The 20,023-nt window shown below is 69.0% G+C and carries 17 protein-coding genes, 3 tRNA genes and 1 other RNA gene; 19 read left to right on the top strand and 2 right to left on the bottom strand.

The genetic code is table 11. The features are described from left to right. The first annotated feature begins 1 nt into the window (after nucleotide 1). The 3 genes from rpsD to rplQ all read left to right on the top strand — a co-directional run bounded on the left by rpsD (nucleotide 2) and on the right by rplQ (nucleotide 2,215). Entirely contained in the window at nucleotides 2-631 is a 630-nt protein-coding gene (rpsD, locus tag Pla133_RS18985) for a 30S ribosomal protein S4 (RefSeq protein ID WP_145068144.1), read from the top strand. Between the two features lie 179 nt (nucleotides 632-810). Then, nucleotides 811-1,806, top strand: a complete 996-nt coding sequence (locus Pla133_RS18980; protein WP_145068142.1) for a DNA-directed RNA polymerase subunit alpha — start codon at nucleotides 811-813, stop codon at nucleotides 1,804-1,806. A gap of 25 nt (nucleotides 1,807-1,831) precedes the next feature. Then, entirely contained in the window at nucleotides 1,832-2,215 is a 384-nt protein-coding gene (gene rplQ, locus Pla133_RS18975) for a 50S ribosomal protein L17 (protein WP_145068140.1), read from the top strand. A 353-nt stretch (nucleotides 2,216-2,568) separates the two neighbouring features. Here rplQ and dnaE read toward each other — a convergent pair whose 3' ends face one another. Further along, nucleotides 2,569-6,027, bottom strand: a complete 3,459-nt coding sequence (gene dnaE, locus Pla133_RS18970; RefSeq protein WP_145068138.1) for a DNA polymerase III subunit alpha — start codon at nucleotides 6,025-6,027, stop codon at nucleotides 2,569-2,571. Nucleotides 6,028-6,317: 290 nt separating this feature from the next. Then, entirely contained in the window at nucleotides 6,318-7,337 is a 1,020-nt protein-coding gene (locus Pla133_RS18965; RefSeq protein ID WP_145068137.1) for an N-acetylornithine carbamoyltransferase, read from the bottom strand. A gap of 217 nt (nucleotides 7,338-7,554) precedes the next feature. Here Pla133_RS18965 and Pla133_RS18960 point away from each other — a divergent pair. The 16 genes from Pla133_RS18960 to Pla133_RS18885 all read left to right on the top strand — a co-directional run bounded on the left by Pla133_RS18960 (nucleotide 7,555) and on the right by Pla133_RS18885 (nucleotide 20,020). Beyond that, a tRNA-Arg gene (locus Pla133_RS18960) sits at nucleotides 7,555-7,631 on the top strand. A gap of 267 nt (nucleotides 7,632-7,898) precedes the next feature. Then, a complete protein-coding gene (gene tadA, locus Pla133_RS18955; RefSeq protein WP_145068136.1) occupies nucleotides 7,899-8,576 on the top strand; it encodes a tRNA adenosine(34) deaminase TadA in 678 nt (225 codons plus the stop codon). A 132-nt stretch (nucleotides 8,577-8,708) separates the two neighbouring features. Then, nucleotides 8,709-8,798 (top strand) — tRNA-Ser (locus Pla133_RS18950). A 68-nt stretch (nucleotides 8,799-8,866) separates the two neighbouring features. After that, a tRNA-Ser gene (locus tag Pla133_RS18945) sits at nucleotides 8,867-8,959 on the top strand. Nucleotides 8,960-9,145: 186 nt separating this feature from the next. Continuing rightward, an RNA gene (gene ffs, locus Pla133_RS18940) (signal recognition particle sRNA small type) lies at nucleotides 9,146-9,241 on the top strand. Nucleotides 9,242-9,534: 293 nt separating this feature from the next. Continuing rightward, nucleotides 9,535-11,214, top strand: a complete 1,680-nt coding sequence (gene dnaX / locus Pla133_RS18935) for a DNA polymerase III subunit gamma/tau (RefSeq protein ID WP_145068135.1) — start codon at nucleotides 9,535-9,537, stop codon at nucleotides 11,212-11,214. Continuing rightward, entirely contained in the window at nucleotides 11,215-11,538 is a 324-nt protein-coding gene (locus tag Pla133_RS18930; RefSeq protein WP_145068134.1) for a YbaB/EbfC family nucleoid-associated protein, read from the top strand. 269 nt (nucleotides 11,539-11,807) lie between these two features. Continuing rightward, nucleotides 11,808-12,431 carry a recombination mediator RecR gene (gene recR, locus Pla133_RS18925; RefSeq protein WP_145068133.1) on the top strand — a complete coding sequence of 208 codons (624 nt, stop codon included), beginning with the start codon at nucleotides 11,808-11,810 and terminating at the stop codon, nucleotides 12,429-12,431. Nucleotides 12,432-12,535: 104 nt separating this feature from the next. Beyond that, a complete protein-coding gene (rpoN, locus tag Pla133_RS18920; RefSeq protein WP_145068132.1) occupies nucleotides 12,536-13,894 on the top strand; it encodes an RNA polymerase factor sigma-54 in 1,359 nt (452 codons plus the stop codon). A 38-nt stretch (nucleotides 13,895-13,932) separates the two neighbouring features. Then, complete coding sequence (gene truA / locus Pla133_RS18915; protein WP_145068131.1) at nucleotides 13,933-14,730, top strand: tRNA pseudouridine(38-40) synthase TruA; 798 nt, start codon at nucleotides 13,933-13,935, stop codon at nucleotides 14,728-14,730. A gap of 422 nt (nucleotides 14,731-15,152) precedes the next feature. Further along, nucleotides 15,153-15,470, top strand: a complete 318-nt coding sequence (hpf, locus tag Pla133_RS18910; RefSeq protein WP_419191732.1) for a ribosome hibernation-promoting factor, HPF/YfiA family — start codon at nucleotides 15,153-15,155, stop codon at nucleotides 15,468-15,470. A 227-nt stretch (nucleotides 15,471-15,697) separates the two neighbouring features. After that, nucleotides 15,698-16,192, top strand: coding sequence for a PTS sugar transporter subunit IIA (locus Pla133_RS18905; RefSeq protein ID WP_145068129.1), 495 nt, complete (start codon nucleotides 15,698-15,700; stop codon nucleotides 16,190-16,192). A gap of 107 nt (nucleotides 16,193-16,299) precedes the next feature. Beyond that, nucleotides 16,300-16,575, top strand: coding sequence for an HPr family phosphocarrier protein (locus tag Pla133_RS18900; protein WP_419195404.1), 276 nt, complete (start codon nucleotides 16,300-16,302; stop codon nucleotides 16,573-16,575). A 322-nt stretch (nucleotides 16,576-16,897) separates the two neighbouring features. Next, nucleotides 16,898-17,935 carry a type IV pilus assembly protein PilM gene (gene pilM / locus Pla133_RS18895; protein ID WP_419191730.1) on the top strand — a complete coding sequence of 346 codons (1,038 nt, stop codon included), beginning with the start codon at nucleotides 16,898-16,900 and terminating at the stop codon, nucleotides 17,933-17,935. After that, a complete protein-coding gene (locus Pla133_RS18890) occupies nucleotides 17,932-18,609 on the top strand; it encodes a PilN domain-containing protein (protein ID WP_145068126.1) in 678 nt (225 codons plus the stop codon). The genes pilM and Pla133_RS18890 overlap by 4 nt, the downstream gene beginning before the upstream one ends. 4 nt (nucleotides 18,610-18,613) lie before the next feature. Then, the gene (locus Pla133_RS18885; protein ID WP_145068125.1) at nucleotides 18,614-20,020 is read left to right on the top strand and encodes a hypothetical protein; all 1,407 of its coding nucleotides are present in this window, start codon (nucleotides 18,614-18,616) and stop codon (nucleotides 20,018-20,020) included. Nucleotides 20,021-20,023: the final 3 nt, after the last annotated feature.

The raw sequence follows: 20,023 nt of genomic DNA, 5'->3' as shown, positions 1-20,023 counted from the left end.
GATGGCTCGATATACCGGACCCGTCTGCAAGCTGTGCCGCCGCGAAGGCATGCAGCTCTTCCTGAAGGGGCAGCGCTGCTTCTCCGACAAGTGTGGCGTTGCCAAGCGCAACTACCCGCCGGGTCAGCACGCCCAACGGCGTAGCAAGGCCACGGACTACGGCCTGCGCCTGCGTGAGAAGCAGAAGCTGAAGCGCATCTACGGCAACATCGTGGAGCGCCAGTTCCGCCTCTACTTCAAGAAGGCCGAGCGCATGGCCGGCAACACCGGGGACAACCTGGTGTCGCTGCTCGAGCGCCGTTTGGACTCCGTGGTGATCGCCTCGGGGCTCGCCTTCTCGCGGCCCCACGCTCGCCACCTGATCGCCCACGGCCACTTCCGGGTCAACGGGCGTCGGGTCGACATCGCCTCGTTCCAAGTGCGTGCCGGTGACATCGTCACCCTGCGCGAGAACGAGAAGACGGCCAAGGTGGTCGGCGAGGCGCTCGAGTTCAACAAGTCCCAGGCGGTTCCGGATTGGCTCAGCGTCGATCGCACCAAGCCGTCCACGACCGTCTCGTCGCTGCCGACGCGGGAGCACTTCATGCACCCGATTCAGCTGCAGATGATCATCGAGCTCTGCTCGCGCTGATCTCGGAGAACCTTCTCACCCGATCAGCCCAATCGGCTCAGTGACTGTTGGCCCACGCCAGAAGGCGTTGGCTCCGGGCCGGCGAATCCGTCGTCGGCCCCAACAGGCTGATCTAGCCAAGACAGCGACCCAGGCAAGCACCGCAGCCCGGTCAGCCCCAGAGCCCACCAGGAGAACCCATGCGCATCCGTTGGCGTAACTTCGAACTCCCCAGCCGAGTTCAACCGCACCACGACACCCTGACCGGTGAATACGGCCGCTTCGTGGTCGAGCCGTTCGAGCGTGGCTTCGGCAACACGATCGGGAACGGCCTCCGCCGCGTCCTGCTCTCGTCGATCGAGGGCACCGCCGTCACCGCGGTCCGCATCGAGGGGGCGAACCATGAATTCGACTCGCTCGAAGGCATCTATGAGGACGTCACCGACATCATCCTCAACCTGAAGCGCGTCCGCATCAAGTCGAAGGGCTCCGGGACGGGGTCGTTCACCTGCACCATCCGCAAGAGCGGCAAGGGTGCGGTAACCGGGGCTGACGTGCACTGCCCGGGCGATGCCTATGTGGTCAACAAGGACCTCCACATCGCAACGTTGACGCTCGACCGCGACCTGGTCATCGAGCTCGACGTGCGGCGCGGGCGCGGCTACGTTCCGGCGGAGGAGAACCGCAGCGAGGAGCAGGAGCTCGGCACGATTGCCGTCGACTCGATCTACTCTCCCGTGCACCGTGTTCGCTACTCGATCGAGGCGACTCGGGTCGGGAAGTTCACGAACTACGACCGCCTTGTGATCGAGGTCTGGACCGACGGCACGATCACGCCCGAGTTGGCGCTGACCGAGGCCGCGAAGATCTACCGCAAGCACCTCAACCCCTTCGTGCTGTTCCAGCCCGAGCCGGGTGACCTTCCGCTGGCCGGCGACCCCGCCGCGTCCGAGCTGCACCAGCAGAACCGGGAGTCCGACGAGCTGAACCGCATGCTCGACCGGCCGCTCTCCGACCTGGAGCTCTCGGTGCGCGCGCGCAACTGCCTGGACAGCGCGAATCTCCAAACGCTGCGTGACCTTGTGACCCTCTCGGAGGCCGAGGTCATGAAGCTCAAGAACCTCGGGAAGACGAGCCTGACCGAGATCAAGAACAAGTTGGCCGAGCTCGATCTGAACCTGGGCATGCAGGCCTGAAGGGCATAACGCCCGGGACGAACCGATGCGACACAGAGTAGCGGGCCGCAAGCTCAATCGAACCACCAGCCACCGGATCGCGATGACCCGGAACATGGCTGCGTCGTTGATCGAGCACGAGCGGATCACAACCACCCTTCCCAAAGCCAAGCACCTGCGGCCCTACGTCGAGCGTCTCGTAACGCTCGCCAAGGAGTCCAGTGTGCACAACCGCCGCCGCGCCTTCGCCAAGCTGCGCGACGACGAGGCCGTGTCGAAGCTGTTCGACACCCTCGGCCCGCGCTTCAAGGAGCGCGCCGGCGGCTACACCCGGATCCTGAAGCTCTCGAAGCCGCGCCTGGGGGACAACAGCCCCCGCGCGATCATCGAGTTCGTCGAACGGACCGAGGTTGACACGGACGAAGAGTGATCGACTGCCGCCCCGGAAGGCGGCGTGAGTTTCACAGCGCGGCCCGGCTTCCTCCTCGGGGGGAGCCGGGCCGCGTCGTTTCATCACGAGGCCTGCCCGGCAACGGTCGGGGCGTTCTGAAGCGGGCCATTCGTGAGCATCGGGCGAGCCTGGTGCTCAGGATGCGCTGAACGCGGATGAGAGATCCGCGCGTCGTCGGACGGCCGAGATCTGTCTGATCAACATCTGAGCAAGCGAGTTCGGAGGGGGCCGGCGCAGTGCTGGTTGCCACTCGAGGGTTTGCCAGAGGGGGCCTCGACCTGCCGGCTGCGCTTGAAGCGCCGTCCGATCGCCATGGCCCAGGAGCCGGCGTCTCAGTGCCGGGCCAAGCTCGCTCGGCCGGGCTCCAGGAGCGCGTCGAGCTCCCGAATCAGGTCGGGGCCGACGTCGACACTGAGGCGGTTGGCGCGCACGCGCCGCGTGTTCCCGTCGGTTCCCTCCACGTCCAGGTAGAGCGCACTCGATCCCTTGCGCCGATCGATCAGGCCGCGCAGTTCCGCGAGCCGAGGTTCGTCGCGCTGGTCGACCTTGATCACCAACGCGCCCTGGAACTGCCCGATTGCGTCTTCGACGGTCATCAGGTCGTCGAGGATCAACGCCATGGACTCGCCGCGGTCTTCGACCTTGGCCTTGGCGACGATGATGGTGTCGTCGGTCAGCTTCTCGCGCACCTGCTCGAAGGTCCTTGGGAACACGGTGACCTGAACCGCGCCTTCCAGGTCTTCGAGGTTGAAGCGCGCCATCTTCGATCCCGCGTAGCGGCCGTTCTTGACGGTGTTCTCGGTCAGGCCGACGACCAGGCCGGCGATCGTCACCACCGCCTCCGCCTCGAGGGTCTCGAGCCGCGTGGTGCTGGTGTTGGAGAGCAGCGCGAGCAGCCCGGCGTTGCCCTCCAGGGGGTGACCGGAGAGGTACAGACCCAGGACCTCGCGTTCGTTCTTCAGGATCTCGGTCTGGTCCCAAACCTCGCGGGTGTCGGGCGCGTTCTTCGCGGGGCCCGTCGCGGCGGCGGCGGCGTCCTCGCCGCCGAACATCTCGAACATCGAGCCCTGGCCGGACTGCTTGTCGGCGAACTCCTGTGCCGCCGTCGCCAGCATGCGCTCGAGGCGTTCGATCAGCGCTCCGCGGTTGGAGCCGGTCCAGTCGAAGGCGCCGGCCTTGACCAGGGCTTCCCAGGTGGACTTGTTGACCTCCTGCGGGTCCACGACGGCGGCCAGATTGATCAGATCGGGCTCCTTCTCGAGGCCAGTGCGGGCGGCGCAGATGGCCTCGATGGCCTTCTTGCCGGTGCCCTTGACCGCACCGAAGCCGAAGCGAATGGTCTGCTCGCCCTCGGGCTCGAACTCCCAGGTGGAGTAGCGCGAGTCCGGCTGCAGGACGGCGATGCCGCTCTTCTTGCAGTCGTCGATGAAGGCCTTGATCTTGTCGGAGTCCTGCATCTCGCAGGACATGTTTCCGGCCAGGAACGAGAGCCGGTGGTTGGCCTTCAGGTACGCGGTCTGGTACGTGATCATCGCGTAGGCGGTGGAGTGCGACTTGTTGAAGCCGTAGCCACCGAACTTGACGATGTTGTCCCAGATCTCCTGCGAGGTCTCGCGGGCGCAGCCCTTGGTGGCGGCGCCGTCGATGAACTGCGCCGCGAACTTCTGCATGATCTCCGGCTTCTTCTTCCCCATCGCCTTGCGGAGGTTGTCCGCTTCGTTGAGGGAGAAGTCGCCCAGGTGGTTGGAGATCAACATCACCTGTTCCTGGTAGACGATGCACCCGTAGGTGTCGTCCAGGATTGGCTCGAGGACCGGGTGGGGGTACTCGATCGGCTCCATGCCGTGCTTGCGGCGGATGAACATCTCGTCCATCCCCGACTCCAGGGGGCCCGGTCGGTACAGGGCGAGCACGGCGATCAGGTCCTCGAACACGTCGGGCTTGAGGCGCGCGAGCAGCTTCCGCATGCCCTCCGATTCGAGCTGGAAGACGCCCAACGTGTCCCCACGCATCAGCATCGCGTACGTGGCCGGATCGCCCTCGGGCAGGTCGTCGAGGTCGGGCGGGGTACCGCCACGCTTTCGGATGTTGGCCTGGGCGCGCTCGAGGATGGTCAGGGTCCGCAGACCCAGGTAGTCCATCTTGAGCAGCCCCAGCTCCTCGAGTTGCGGGGCAGGCCACTGGGTCGAGATGTCCTCGCCCTGGGTGCACAAGGGGACGTACTCGGTAACCGGCTTGTCGGCGATGATCACGCCGGCGGCGTGGGTCGAGATGTGCCGCACCTGGCCTTCGAGCTCGACCGAGAGGTCGAACAACTCGGCCAACTCGGGCATGTCCTTCTTGACCTGGATCAGGTCGTCGTCGGTCTCGATCGCCTTGCGCAGGGACGGAGCGCCGGGGCCGGCGGGGATCTTCTTGGCGACCTTGTTGACGTCTCCCAGGGGCACGTCGAGGACCCGCCCGACGTCGCGCACCACCGTGCGCGAGGCCATGGTCCCGAAGGTGACGATTTGGGCCACGTACGCCTCGCCGTACTTGTCGCGCGTGTACTGCATCACGCGCTCGCGGCCCTCCTTGCAGAAGTCGATGTCGATGTCGGGCATCGAGACCCGCGCGGCGTTGAGGAAGCGCTCGAACAGCAGGTCGTAGCGCAGGGGGCAGACCTTGGTGATCTCGAGCAGGTAGGCGACCATCGAGCCCGCCGCCGAACCGCGCCCTGGACCAACCGGGATCCCATGATCGCGGGCCCACTTGATCAGGTCCCAGACGATCAGGAAGTACGAGACGAAGCCCAGCTCGCGAATCACCCGCTTCTCGTACTCGAGGCGCTCGCGCGCCTTGGTGTGGCCCTCGCCGTAGAAGCGCAGCAGGCCCGCCTCCAGCAGCCGGTCGAAGAGCTGGTCCGGGGTCTCGTCCGGGCCGCTGTCGTAGACCGGCACGTGGTACTTGCCGAACTCGATCTCCACGTTGACTTGCTCGGCGACGTCGACGGTCGCGGGCAAGCACTGGGGCAGGTCACGGAACACGTGCGCCATCTCTTCCCGGGTGCGGAAGAACAGCGTGTCCGTGTCCATCTTGAAGCGCTTCTCGTCCGATCGCTTCGCACCGGTGTTGATACAGAGCAGCACGTCCTGGACGGCGCAGTCCTCGTGGCGCAGGTAGTGGATGTCGTTGGTGCCGACAAGCGGGATGCCCGTGCGCTGGTTGATCCGGACCAGAGACTCGTTGCAGTCCTCCTGGATCTTGATGCCGTTGCGCTGCAGCTCCAGCCAGAAGTGCTCGGGCCCGAACATGTCTCGCAGGCGAACCGCCAGGCCCTCGGCCTCGGATTCCTTGTCCTTGCGGATGAGTTGGTTCATCTCGCCCGACAGGCAACCGGAGAGGCAACTGATTCCAGCCGCGTGCTCGGCCAGGATCTCCATGTCGATCCGCGGGCGGACGTGGAAGCCCTCGAGGTAGGACCGCGAGGCGAGCTTGATCAGGTTCTGGTAGCCCTCGTTGGTGCGGGCCAGCAGCGTCAAGTGGCTGTAGGGGTTGTCGCTGCGGTTGTGGGGCTCGAGCCGCGACTTGCGCGCGATGTAGACCTCACACCCGATGATGGGCTTGATCTCCGCAGCGCGACACTTCTTGTACAGCTCGATCGCGCCGAACATGTTCCCGTGGTCGGTCAACGCGAGGGCCGTCTGCCCATCGTCGACGCAGGCCTTGACCAGGTTGCCGATGCGGTTCGCGCCGTCCAGGAGGCTGTACTCCGAGTGGACGTGGAGGTGGACGAAGTCGTTGGCAGTCATCGGAACGCGTCGCCCGGGGCACGGGCGAGCTTGAGCGGCTAGGGGCAGCGAGGGACGTGGGCAACAGCGCTGAGGCGCCGATACCGTGGGCCGCAGGTCGGGCCGTCACCGCCCGATGGGCCAGGGCTGGGTCAGCGGAGGTTGGGCGATCGAAGACCGGTCGACTGCGACCCTGGCGCGGGGATCGTGGTCGCAGGAGGCCACGGAAGTCGGCGCGGCCGGTTGCTCGGCGAATCGAGGAATCTCGCGACCTTGGCCAGGCCGGCCACGGGATCCGGACTAATGCGGTGTCAGCGCAGCAGACGGCTCAACAGAGCCTTCTGCGCGTGCAGTCGGTTGGCCGCCTGCTCGTAGACCAACGACCGCGGTCCATCGAGCACTTCGTCGGTGACTTCGACGTTGCGGCGGATGGGCATGGCGTGCATCAGGCGCGCGTCGTCGCCCAGAGCCATGCGTCGCTCGTCGACGGTCCACTCGGCGTGTCGACCACGACGGTTCGCTCCGAGGGTCGGATTGCCGTAGTCGGCCAAGGACTCCCAGGAGCGGGCGTAGACCACGTGGGCGCCGCGAACGGCGGACTCCATGTCGCCGGTCATCTCGAGCGACGTTCCGCGCTCGTTGGCCACCGATCGAGCCTCGTCGAGCACGCCCTCATCGAGGTCGAAGCCGGCCGGGTGTGCGACCGAGACATCGAGACCCTCGCGCAGGGCGGCGAGCAGCAGCGAGTGGGCCACGCTGACGCTCGCGGGGCGCGGCGAGTGCACCCACACCAGGGCCAGCTTGCGCCCGGCCGGCCGCTTGAACGTCTCGCGCAGGGTCATCACGTCGGCCAGCGCCTGCAGCGGGTGCCACTGGGCGCTGTCCATGTTGATCACGGGCACGCGCGCGTGCTTGGCCCAGGCACTGATCTGGGCGTCACGGCGGTCGATGTCCCAGGACTGCCCCTCGGGAGCCGGCCGCACCGCGAGCGCGTCGACATAGGTCGACAGGACCGCGGCGGCGTCGCGCACGTGCTCCGGCGCGCGCCCGTCCATGACCGTGCCCTCGCGGGTCTCGAGTTCCCAGGCGTCGCTGGCGGCGGTCAGCTCGATCGTGCGACCGCCGAGCTGGTTCATGGCAGCCTCGAGCGAGACGCGCGTGCGCAGCGAGCCCCTGAAGAAGAGCATCCCCACGGACTTGGCCAGGAGAGCGTCGTTGGTCGGTCGCGCCTTCAGGCGTGCGGCCAGGTCGAGCAGGTCGTCGAGCTGCTCCCTGGTCAGGTCCTCGAGGCGAATGAAGTGCTGGGGGGTGCGGGCGGCGTCGGTGGCCATGGGGGAGAGGTTAGCGGTCGGAGGCGTCCTGTCCCACAGCGGCGCGCGGTCAGCGCGGCACGGGCCAGCGCCGAGACCACCCCGCGCGGTCGTCGCATCGCCGGCCCCGCCCCGGCGGTCGCGGCCCGAGAGGTGCCGATCGGCGGATGGGTCGACCCAGGGCCTTCGGTCGTCTTGACACTCCCCCCGTGACCCGCTCTAATCCTCGCCCCAACGGGCACCCCTAGCTCAACTGGATAGAGCACCTGACTACGGATCAGGAGGTTACAGGTTCGAATCCTGTGGGGTGTACCACCCTCATCGATGGCAGCATCGTCGACCGGGCGGGCTCGTTGGACGGGGCTCTTCGGACGGGGCTCTTCGGACGGGGCTCGATCGCGGCTCCGATCCGTGGAACCGCAGCGCCCCCGCGACGGATCGACGCACGTCGACTGCACGGGGGCGTTTGCCGTTCGCGGTAGACCGGCCCGCGAGACATTGCAGCCCTCGGGACACCGATCGGCCGGCCCCGCACGGGATCGAGCGACCGCGGGGGGGGATCGGCGACAATCTCCGCCAGCCATGTGCGCTTCCGACGACGCCCGACCCCGTGACCCGTTCGAAGGGCGTGGGGACGCATCCGGGGCCACCCCCGGAACCTCCCGCGAGGATGAACCGGAGGGGGCACGGGACCGCGACCTCCACTTCATGGACCTGGCCCTGGCCGAGGCCCGTGCGGCCGCAGCCGAGGACGAGGTGCCGATCGGCGCAGTGCTGGTGCGAGGGGACCAGATCCTGGCCCGCGCCCACAACCGAACACGAGCTCTGGTCGACCCGACGGCCCACGCGGAGGTGCTCGCAATCCGCGCCGCCTGCCGCTCGAGCGGCGACCTGAGGCTGCCGGGCACGACCCTCTACACGACCGTGGAGCCCTGCTTCCTGTGCGCCGGAGCCATCTCCCAGGCCCGCGTCGCGCGGGTCGTCTGGGCCGCGCGCGACCCCAAGTTCGGCGCGGCCGTATCCCTCGGCCAAGTGCTGACCGACCCGCGCCTGAACCACCGGGCGGAGGTCGACGAGGGACTACGGGCGCAGGACTCGGCGGCACTGCTGGTGGGCTTCTTCCGGCGCCACCGCGAGGGTCTGCGGGAGCGGCGTCGGGCCCGGCGCGCAGGAGCTGCCGGCGGCACCGTCGGCGCGGATGGGGCTGACGTCGGAGGCAACGCTGCCGAGGACTCCCCCGGCGAGTCCGCCGATCGCTGAGGGTCGCGCCTCGCCCGGCCCGCCAAGCGCGGCGAGGCCGGCCCGTGCTTCGATTGAGCCCGGGGATCCATCGACCTCGCGGGGCCCCTTTTGCGCCGTGGGCCCGGACGCTACACTTCCCCGCCACAGGACGGAGAGGTGCCAGAGTGGCCGAATGGGCTGGTTTCGAAAACCAGTGTGTCCTTACGGGCACCGTGGGTTCGAATCCCACCCTCTCCGCCAACCACCGGCCGCGCGCGCCGCGGCCCGTGGGTGAGCAACACGAGCGAACAAGAGCAACGGAATCGAGCGGAGAGGTGTCCGAGCGGCTTAAGGAGCGCGCTTGGAAAGCGCGTATGTCGGTATCCCCGGCATCGAGGGTTCGAATCCCTCCCTCTCCGCCACTTCCGTCGACGCGAGCGGCGCCGTTCCGATGCGGACTGTAGTGACGGCTGAAGCGACGGGTCGCCGTCGCGAGCCGCGGTCGTCGGGACAGCTCGATCTAGCAGCGGCCATCGGCGCCGCGGTCATCTATGATGGGCGGCCCGAGTTGGCCGTCCAACACGGGCGCGCGGCGAGCGCGACAGTGGGTTCGGTCCCCCGCGGTGGGAGTGATTCGAACCGGGTCAGGCCGGAAACGGAGCAGCCCTAAGGATCGTCTGCCAAGCGCGGTCGGCCCGGACCCACTGGCGCGCTCGCCCGGACGCGCCCGGGGCGACCGACACCGGGCCACTCACTTCGGGCCTCTTCGGGTCTCCTGGGCTGGCCCGTCGGCCCTGGGACTGACGGACTGGTGCCGCCGGCCACACAAGCCAGTGCGGGCTCGACCAGACCGGGTCCTGTGTAGCCGACGGCGCCGGGCTGGGCCCGTTTCGCAAGGCCCGTTTCGCAGGGGTGGCCAAACTCCCGGGGATCCCCCGCACCGCATGGACTGCGGGAACCCCCGCACCGCAATCGTCACGAGCTACTTGGCCCCGACATGAGCTACCTGGTCCTCGCCCGCAAGTACCGCCCTCGCCGCTTCGAGGACATGGTGGGGCAGGAGGTCGTGACCGGCGTCCTGCGCGGCGCGATCGAGGACGACCGGGTCGGCCACGCCTACCTCTTCGCCGGACCGCGCGGGACGGGCAAGACGACCACCGCGCGGATCCTGGCCAAGGCGCTCAACTGCGTGAAGGGCCCGACGCCGGATCCCTGCGGTGAGTGCGAGCGCTGCCTGGCCTCCGACGAGGGCGCCGAGTTCGACGTGATCGAGATCGACGCCGCGTCGAACACCTCGGTCAACGACGTGCGCGAGCTGCGCGAATCCGTGGGCTACGCGCCGGTCGATTCACGCTACAAGGTCTACATCGTGGACGAGGTCCACATGCTCTCGCGGGCGGCGTTCAACGCGCTGCTCAAGACCCTCGAAGAGCCGCCGTCGCACGTCAAGTTCCTCTTCGCGACGACCGAGCTGCACAAGGTCCCCGACACGATCCTCTCGCGCTGCCAGGTCATGCGCCTGTCGCCGATCCGCGAGGAGCAGATCGCCGGACGCCTGGCGACGGTCTTCGACGCGGAGGGCGTCACGGCCGCCGACGGCGTCGCCGCCGAGCTGGCGCGGCGCGCGCGCGGCGGCATGCGCGACGCACTGTCCCTGGCCGATCAGCTCCTGGCCCTGGCTGGCAATTCGCCCCAGCTGGCCGACCTGGCGCGCCTCTCCGGCGGCGCCGGCCTGCAGGAGCTGCTCGGTTTGGTGGACGCACTCGGCGCCGGCGACCGCGCCGCTGCCCTCGACGCGGTGGCGGCTTGGGCCGGTCGCGAGGGCGAGCTGGCCGGTGCTCTACTCGACGTGGTCCGATCGATCGTGGTGGCCGGCGTGTGCGGCGCGGGCTCGCCGCACCTGGAGGGCGGTCCCGCGGCCGGCGAGGCCCTGCTGGCCCGGGCCAAGGCCCTGGGGCGCGGCCGGCTCGAGCTGATGCTCGCCGACCTGATCCGCGCCCGCGAGCGCATGCGCCACCTGGCCGGCAGCGAGCGTGTGGTGCTCGAATCGGCGCTGCTCGAGCTCTGCACCCTCGAGGCGACCATGTCGCTGGCTGAGCTCGAGGCTCGCTTGGCTTCGTTGGAGGCGCGTTTGGGCGGTGCCTCCGTGGCTGGGCACACGGCTGGGCCGGCGAGTGGCGGTCAACTTCCCGTTTCGATCCAGCCGACACCGCCCCCGGTCGGCGCGAGCGCTACCCGATCGGTTCAACAGCCGACGGGCCCCGCCACTGGGCCCGCGACCGCGCCAGGCGCCGCGCCGCGGTCGCCGGACACCCCCCAGCCGGCCCCCGGTCCCGCGGCAGCCCCGGCACTCGAGCCCTGGAAGGCTCTCGTCGGCGCTCTCGATGCGCGCCATCGGACCCTGGCCGACCTGTTGCGTCGCAGCGGCAAGCTCCAAGGCTCCGGCTCCATGGCGCGTATCCTGGTCTCCAAGGCCAGCGCGGACGAGCAGGCCCTCTTGGCCGACAAGCGCAGTCGGCGAGCGTGCGAGCGCGCCCTCTCGGGAGCCATGGGCCGAGAAATCACGGTGGAGTTCGTCGTCGGCGATGCCGCGACCCCTCCACCTCCCAAGGTCGAACAGGACCCCTTCACCAGACAGGTCGCGGACCTGTTCGACGGACACATCGAGGAACCGTAGATGGCCGGATCATTCGGCGAGATGGGGAACCTGCTCAAGCAGGCCCAAGAGATGCAGCGCCAGCTCGAGCGGATTCGCAGCGAGCTGGCCGAAGCCGTGGTCGAAGGCACCGCCGGCGGGGGGGCGGTGCGCGTCGAAGTCACCGGCGACCGCCGGGTGCAGTCCCTGTCGATCAGCGACGAGGTCATCAAGACCGGTGACAAGTCCATGATCGAGGACCTGGTCCTGAGCGCGGTGCAGGACGGCCTGACCAAGGCCGAGCAGCTCGCCGAGCAGACCATGACCAAGGTCACCGGAGGCATGCAGCTCCCGGGCATGTTCTAGCTACGGGCGTCGGGGGATCAGCGGGCGCGCAGCGCGCCGGTAGTCGCCGCTGGCTGCGTTGCGCCTCCTCGGCGTGTCCAGGGGGCACGCGGTCGTCGGCGCGCCTTGCCAGCGGCGACTACCGACGCGCTGCGCGCCCGCTGATCCCCCGCCACCCTCCGCTGGGGCTTGGTCGGGACGGGGGCGATGTCGGGGGCGACGGGGTACCGCGGGATCAGGCGAGGCGGGACGCGGGAGTTCCTGGGCGGTAGGCTCAGCGGGAACAAGGCATGGCTTATCCGAAGGCGCTCGAGGAGTTGGTGGAGGCGTTCGAGCGTTTTCCGGGGATCGGGCGACGCACGGCGGAGCGGCTGGCGTTCCACGTCCTGCGGAACGCGGACGGTGGGCGACTGGCGGAGGCCATCGGGCGGGCGCGGGGCGAGACGCTCTTCTGCTCGGTGTGCGGGAACCTGTCGGAGGGGGACCCCTGTGCGATTTGCTCGGACGAGGGCCGCGACCGCAGCCAACTCTTGGTGGTCGAGGAGCCGCGGGCGGTCGAGGCCGTGGAGCGGTCGGGGGCCCACGGTGGGCTGTACCACGTGCTGATGGGCTCGCTGCAGCCGGCGGAGGGCTCGGACTCGGAGCACTTGAACCTCGGCCGCCTGGTCGAACGACTGCGCGAGGGTGCCGTGCGCGAGGTGATCCTGGGTACGGACCCGGACGCGGAGGGCGAGGCCACGGCGATGCTGGTGCTCGAGGCCGTCGAGCGGGCCGGGCTGCCGGTGCGGGTCACGCGCTTGGCTCGCGGCCTGCCCGCGGGCTCCGCGCTCGAGTACCTGCACCGCGGCGTGCTCGAGGACGCCCTCGAGGGCCGGACCGCCGTGCGCACGCGTCGCCCCGACGACGGCTCCTGAGTCTCCGTGGGTCCCGGGTCCCGCTCGGGATCGGGAGACCCGGCTGGGACGACGGCGCGGCGCCGCCCTCAATCCCTCGCCTGGGCCGGTCGATAGCCACCGGCATGGCCATCGGAGGCAACGGACCGCGACTCACACAGTCGGCACAGCAACAGCAGTTGATGCTGCCGAAGATGCTGCAGGCGATCGAGCTCTTGCAGCTGCCCTCGATGGAGCTCTCCACCTGGCTGCGCGAGGCTTTCGAGTCGAATGCGGCCCTCGTGGTCGAGGAGCCCGAGGGGCCGCCCCGACCGACCGAGCGCAACGTCGGGCCCCGCGCCCGAACTGGCGCGAGTGACCGCCACGCGGAGTGGCTCGCCTCCCAGGAAGCCCAGGGGGAGCATTGGCGCGAGGGCGTGCTCGAGCAGCTCGGCTGGCTCGATCTGCGCGCGGCGACCGCGGCCTGGGCCGGCTGGCTGGTGGACCGGCTCGACGGCGACGGGCTCTTGACCGATTCGGACGAGGCGCTCCTGACCGATGGCCTGCGCGACGGACTCCCAGGTGGTCTGGGCGAACTCGCCGATGCCATCGCGGCCCTACAGCGACTCGAACCGCGCGGCCTGGGCGGGCGCGATGCCACCGAAGCCCTGCTCCTGCAGCTCGAGCCCGCCGATCCGGACTACGGCCGACTGTGCGCTCTGATCGAGCGCTTCCTCGACGAGGTCTACCGCAACAAGTTGCCCCAGGTCGCCAAGCGGCTGGGACTCGACGTGGGCGAGATCAACCGCCTGGTCGGCCGCCTGGGGGAGCTGCAACCGCGGCCGATCGCCGCGGTGGAGACCGAGTCGGTGCCATCCGTGGCGCCGGACGTGGTCGTGTTGGCGCTGGACGGCGCCGGCTTCGCGATCGAGTTCCCGCGCAGTCACCTCCCCACGGTCGCCCTCGACCCCGAGCTGGTGGGGCTGGCCACCGATCGGGCGCAGCCCAAGGAGGTGCGCGCCTACGCCCGGGGCAAGGTGGGGGAGGCGCGCGCGCTGATCGATGCGCTCGACCAGCGCCAGGCGACCCTCGAGCGGGTGGCGCGCACCGTCTTCGCCCACCAACACGCCTACCTCGAGCAGGGGCCCAGCGCTCTCACGCCCCTGTCCATGACCGACGTGGCCGACGAGCTCGAGCTGCACGTCAGCACGATCAGCCGCGCCGTGGCCGGCAAGTACGCCCAAACACCCTGGGGCATCGAGCCCCTGCGGCGCTTCTTCCAGGCCTCCGCCGGTGGCGGCGAGGGCCAGGGCAGCGCCGCCGACGAGGTGCGCGAGCGCGTGCGCGTCCTGTTCGCCGGCGAAGATCCGGCCGCGCCCCTGTCCGACGACGAGGCCGTGGCCCGCCTGGCCGCGGGCGGGGTGCACCTGGCCCGACGCACCGTGGCGAAGTACCGCCAGGAACTGGGCATCCCCAGCTCCTACCGGCGCCGACGCTTCAACTGACCCGAGCTCGCCGCGTCGATGGGTAGACTCCCGGCGCGATGCGAAACGTCCGCCTGTTGATCGCCTACGACGGCTCGCGCTTCTTCGGCTGGCAGCGCCAGGAGGGCTTCGGTTCCGTGCAACAGGCCGTCGAGGAGGGGCTCGAGTCGTTGCTCGGTGACCGGGTGGTCGTGCACGGCGCTGGCCGAACCGACACCGGGGTCCACGCCCTGGGCCAAGTGGCGAGCTGCCACGTGGACACGTCCCTCGACGACCAGCGCCTGTGCCACGCCCTGAACGCTCACCTGGACGAGGGCGTGGTGGTGCGTCGGGTGGAGACCTGCCCCGACGATTTTCACGCGCGCTTCAGCGCCACCGGCAAGCGCTACCTCTACCTGACCGTCACCACCCCCTTTCGCCCGCCCTTCGCCGAGGGGCAATTCCATTGGACCCGTGAGCCCCTCGACCAGGCCGCCATGCGCGACGCGGCATCGAGGTTCCTGGGCCAGCGGGACTTTGCGGCCCTGGCGAGCTCGGGCTCGCCCCGCACCTCGACCGTGCGCACGGTCGAGCACGTGCGCCTGGTGGCCCGTCGCGACCGCTTCGCCATCGTCGTCCAAGGCAACGGCTTCCTCTACAACATGGTCCGCACCATCGCCGGCACGCTGATCGATGTGGGGCGGGGGCGCCTCGTGCCGAGCGACGTGGATGCGATCCTGGCCTCGGGCGACCGGCGGCGGGCGGGTGCCACCGCGCCCGCGGGGGGCCTGTGGCTACTGCGGGTCCGCTATCCGGAGCGCTGTTTCACGGGACGCCTGGCCGGCCCACGCGGGGCCGCCGGGCTGTTCCAGGGCTGACGGCGGGGCGTCGCTGGGCCCTACGTGCCCGCCCGAGGGCTGTCCCTGGGCAGTTTCGAGACAGGACGTCGGGCCGCGCACCAGGTCCGCGGCGGCCTGCTAGGGTGGAGCCGATCTCCGAGGGCCGGGTCCCCGCGCGTCCGCGACCCCGCGGACAGGGACTGCGACCACCGGAGCGGTCCGCACGATGAGCCTCTCCCCCCAGGCGTCAGCCGCAGCCCGCCGAGCCCCGGCTGGTCGCACCCACCCCGCGCTCGCTTCCCGGGGTGAATCCCGGTTTGAAGGTCGAGCCCGGCGCGGGTCGCGACCGAAGGGGAGGAGCGCGGGATCGGGGGGGCAAGGGGCCCGCGCGAACCGGAGCAAGCAAGATGCCGGCAGGACCGCGCTACGCGGCGTATGCCAGCCCAACATCGGGAGTCTCGATGAACGTCGAAGTGTCGATCCCCCACTCCAGCTATCCGACGAACGTGCGCGAGCAGGTCGAGGACAAGCTCCAGGGTCTCGCCCGTTTCTTCGATCGGACCCAGTCCATTCGTGCCGTACTCGACCAGGAGCCGGATTCTCACCGAGTCGAGCTCGTCGCCAATGCCCGGCGCGGGGTCGTGCTAGTGGTGGACTCCAAGGCGCCGACCCTGAGTCAGGCCCTCGACGAGTCGGTGGATCGCATGGCTCGCGCGCTGCGCAAGCACAAGGAGAAGCTCTCCGGCAGCCGCCGGCAGGGACGGTCCGAGGAGGAATGAGTCCCCGGGGGGGCGCGGCTGGCAGCCGACCCCCGGCAGGCGGGCCCGGGTCCCTGGAGGAGCCCGGATCCCTTCCGCGGCGCGCCCACGCACCCCTGGTGGGGCGTGGGCGCGCCCCAATTCAGCCCTCCAGGGCCCCCGGGGCAGGACTGCGGCCGATCTGCTAGTCTCTTCCGATTCGCCACCGTCGCCCGAAGTCCAGATTCACGCTGCCCAGCCCCAACCCGATGACGATCCGCGTCCAAGCCGCCTGGAAGCTCTTCAAGCCCAAGGCCTGCATCCTGAAGCTGAAGGGAACCGATCACGAGTCGATCTTCGGTGAGCTCGTCGACGGACTGATCAAGTCGGACCAACTGGAGAGCGCCCTGGCCGAGCCGGCGATCGAGGCCCTGGTCGCCCGTGAGAAGTTGGCCTCCACCGGAGTCGGAATGGGCGTGGCCATTCCGCACGTCAAGCTCGAGGGCCTCGATCGGGCGCTCTGCAGCCTCTCGGTCCATCCGGATGGTGTCGATTGGCGCGCCATCGACGGCGCCCCGGTCCAGCTTTTCTTCATGGTGCTGCGGCCGGCCGAGGCGACCGACGAGCACGACCCCGAGCGCCATCTCGAGATGATGCGCTGGATCTCACGCCTGGGGCGCCACGACGACTTCCGTCGCTTTGCGATCAGCGCCAAGAACCGCACCGAGCTGGTCGATCTCCTGAAAGAGATGTCGGTCGTCTGAGCGTCGATCGTGGCCGGTCGTCCCCCCGTGCCATGGGCGCCAGAGAGGCGCTGCCGGGGCCGGGGTCGCAACCCGAGAAGCACCGCGTGTTCGGATCCAAACGAGACGTGACGAGCCAGAAGCTCGAGGTCGAGGTCTGCAACTCCCAGGGACTGCATGCGCGTCCCTGTCACGCGGTCGTGTCCACGGCCCTGGGGTTCCGGTCCGAACTGCGGGTCGCCTACGACGGGCGTACGGTCAACGGCAAGAGCATCCTCGAGCTGATGACCTTGAATGCCGCCTATGGCGCGCGCCTCGAACTCTTCGCCAGCGGTGAGGACGCCGAGAGTCTGCTGAGCGCCGTGTCCGGGTTGTTCTCGGCGGGTTTCGGCGAGCTCGACTGAGGGTCGCGCCAGCGCCACGACAGCGAGCGGGTGGCCTGCGCGGTGCGGCGCGAACGTGGTCCGCCGTTGGGCTCGGAAAGGACTTCCGGGCAATTGTTTCTCTGTCCGATCTCGTTGTCCCGCCGTTCGGTCACGGCCTTCGAGCGGCTGACCCAGATCGGCTCTCAGGCCGCCCCTTTTCCGGAGCGCCCTCAATCTCCCCCGAGACCCGGGTCGAAGACAAACCGCGACGGGAGCGTCCTCATTGGCGCCCCTGCGCAGGTTCTTCACCGGCCCGACGCCGCCCAAGCAAGGCGCGGGCCCATCCCACGGGGAGTCCCACTTGTTCCGCAGAGCCAAGAGCGTCATCGGTCTGGACCTCGGCAGCCAGGCCCTGAAGGCGGTCGAGATCACGATGGACGGGCCCGAACCGGTCATCACCGGTTTCGCCCGCATCGAGTTGCCCCCCGAGGGCGAGCGCGCCGAAGCGGTCGCCGAACTGCTCTCGAAGGGAGAGTTTCGCTCCAAGCAGGTGGCGACCTCCGTCGCGGGCCAGGCGGTGGTCGTGCGCTACATCTCGATGGTCCCCATGTCGGACTCCGAGTTGGCCCAGGCCATCCGCTTCGAGTCGGACAAGTACCTGCCCTTCGATCCGGACGAGGTCCTCTTGGACTGCCACCGGCTCGACAGCAACGGCTCCCTCGAGGGTGAGAACGGCGAGCCGCAGATGGGCGTCGTCCTCGTCGCCTGCCAGAAGGGCGTCGTCCACCGACAGCTCGACGACCTGGTCGTCAACGGCCTGAGCCCCGTCGTGGTCGACGTGGACGTCTTCGCTCTGGGCAACGCCTGGGAGCTGTGCGAAGGCGAGCAGGCCCGGGGCGAAGAGGACGTCGCCACCGCCCTGGTGGACGTCGGCTCGACCCGCACCCAGATCAACGTGCTGCGTGGCGGAGAGACCTGCTTCAGCCGCGAGATCGGCATCGGCGGCAGCGACATGACCAAGGCCACCGCGCGCCGCTTGGGCCTGGAGCCCTTCGAGGCCGAGGCGATCAAGCGCGACAGCGGCGATCGCGAGGTCGAAGTCGGTCGCGCGATCGCGCCCGTGATCGAGGACCTTGTCTCCGAGCTCTCGCTGTCGCTCGACTTCGTCGAGAACCGCGAGGGTGTGCGCGTCGACGAGATCCTGCTCTCCGGCGGCGGGATCCTCGCCCCCGGCTTCGTGAATGCGGTCGAGCAGGGCACCGGTCGCCCGACTCGCACCTGGAATCCCCTGGACGGGCTGCGTGTTGACGCCAGCCGCGTCGACGTCGAAGAACTCGAGGCCTGCGCATCGACGCTGGCCGTCGCCATCGGGCTCGCCAGCCGAGTGAGGGTCGCGTGATCTCAATCAACCTACTGCCCGACGAGTACCGCCGCGCGCGGCGGACCCCGATCCGCCTGATGGGCGCCGTGGCCGCTGGCGTGACGATCAACGTCAGCCTGCTCTCCTTCTGGATCTGGAACGCCTTCGGCCCCGTGGCCGAGGCCGAGAGCCAACTCGAGGTGCTCGAGTCCGACGCCTCGACCCTCGGGCCGCTGGTGGACTTCCACAAGTCGCTCGAGAAGGAGAAGCGCTTGTTCGAGTCTCGCGAGGGCACCCTCGACGAGATCGTCAGCCAACGCATCAGCTGGACCGAGAAGATCGACCAGCTCGTCGACGTGATCAACCGCGGCGGCGACGGCGACGAACGCTACCTGATCTGGATGGACGACCTGAACGTGGTCCAGACGGACGCCACCAAGCTCAAGAAGGGCGCCACCAGTGGCGGCAACCTGCGCGCCAACGCCCACTCGGGCGACGGAGACTTCGGCCTGGTCGCGAACTTCTTCGAGGACCTGCAGAACTCGCCCTTCGCGGAGAGCTTCCAGGAGCCCGCGCCGCCCGAGGGGCAGCGCAACACCAAGGACCCCGACTTGATCCCCGCAGAGGTCTTCTCCTTCACCCTCGACTACGAGATGGAACCGCCCCAAACCGTCGCGGCGGCCAAGAAGCCGGCCGAGAAGAAGGAGGGCTGATCCCATGGCCATGGAAGAGAAGAAGCAGCTTGCGATCGCCGTCGCCTCGGGCACCGGCATCGCCCTCGCCCTGGGTGGCCTGCTCTACATGCAGAGCGGGTCGCTCGACACCAAGCGTCAGCGCATCGAGGACCTCGAGTCCCAGATCGCCCGCGACCGGGCCCTGGTGCGTACGACCCCCGAGGTCGAGCACGAGGTCATCCTGGCCCGCGAGACCGACGAGATCATCGCGACGATCCTGCCCAACGACGACGAGATCCTGAACTTCGTCCGGACCCTGCGCGACTTCGAGCAGGACTCGGGCGTGGTCATCAGCTCGATCCGCGACACGACGCCGGGGACGTCCAAGAAGACCAAGGACAAGGAGGACTTCCAGCGGGTCGCCTACAACATCCAGTTCGAGGCCGACGGCTTCGAGATGCTGACCTTCCTCGACCTGATCGAGAGCCACCAGCGCTTCATGCGAGTGCCCAGCTTCAAGCTGCGCGCCGCCAAGCGTGGCTCCGGCGAGGACGGTGTGTCCCAGGCGGATCACTCGGTCCAGATGGAAGTCGAGACCTACGTCTACTCGCCGCAGAGCGGGATCAAGGCGGTCGAGATCGACAACTACGACCGCAAGCGCGACCGCCTGGCTGGCGCCATTGCGGCGCGCGAGCGCGAGCTGCAGATTCCGGCCTACGAGTACATGGGCTCTGGCAACCGCCGCGACCCTTGGGTCGATCCGCGACTGAGCGTCAACGAGCCGACGCGGGTTCCGATCCCCGAGCAGCTCGAGCTGGTCGACGCCCTCGAGATCCGGGTCGACACCGCCGAGGAGTTGCTGCAGGCCTGGGAGAACGCCCCCAACCTGATTGCGGAGATGAAGGCCCGCAGGGCGCTCGAAGAGCACCTGGCACTGCTCGAGGTCGACGCCCGTCGATTGGAGCAGGAGGGGTCGCTCAGCTTCGTCTCGGCCGAGCAGCGCTTCCGCAGCCGGGTGCTCGAGCGAATGGTCGAGATCCGCTCGGTCCTCGACGAAGTCGACGACGAACTGCTGCCGGTGGAGGTGCTGCGCTCGACCGTGGAGTCGATGCAGACGCACATGGCGGCGGGTGAGTACGGCATGGCACTCGAGGCCTACCGCAACGTCGAGCCGAGGCTCGAGATCGCTGGGATCGACGAGTTCCGTCGCCCCCTGGTCGACCGCATCGACGACCTGCGCAAGAAGACCGAGACCGTGATCGACTTCGGGCAGCTGGAGCTGGTGGTGAACGGGGTCGTGGATCTCGGTCCCGGTCAGCGCGTGGCCCTGATCAACGGCGACGCCTTCTCGCCCAACGACCTGGTCGGCTCCGACCTGATCCTCTACGCCGTCCGTGACGGCGAGCTCGACTTCATCTTCCGTGGGGTCTTGCTGACCCTGCCCTTCTGATCC

The organism is Engelhardtia mirabilis, from assembly GCF_007748095.1.
In the GTDB taxonomy this organism is placed as follows: domain Bacteria; phylum Planctomycetota; class UBA1135; order UBA1135.
Note: the sequence above shows the minus strand (reverse complement) of the source record. Positions and strands in the feature narration are given on the sequence as shown.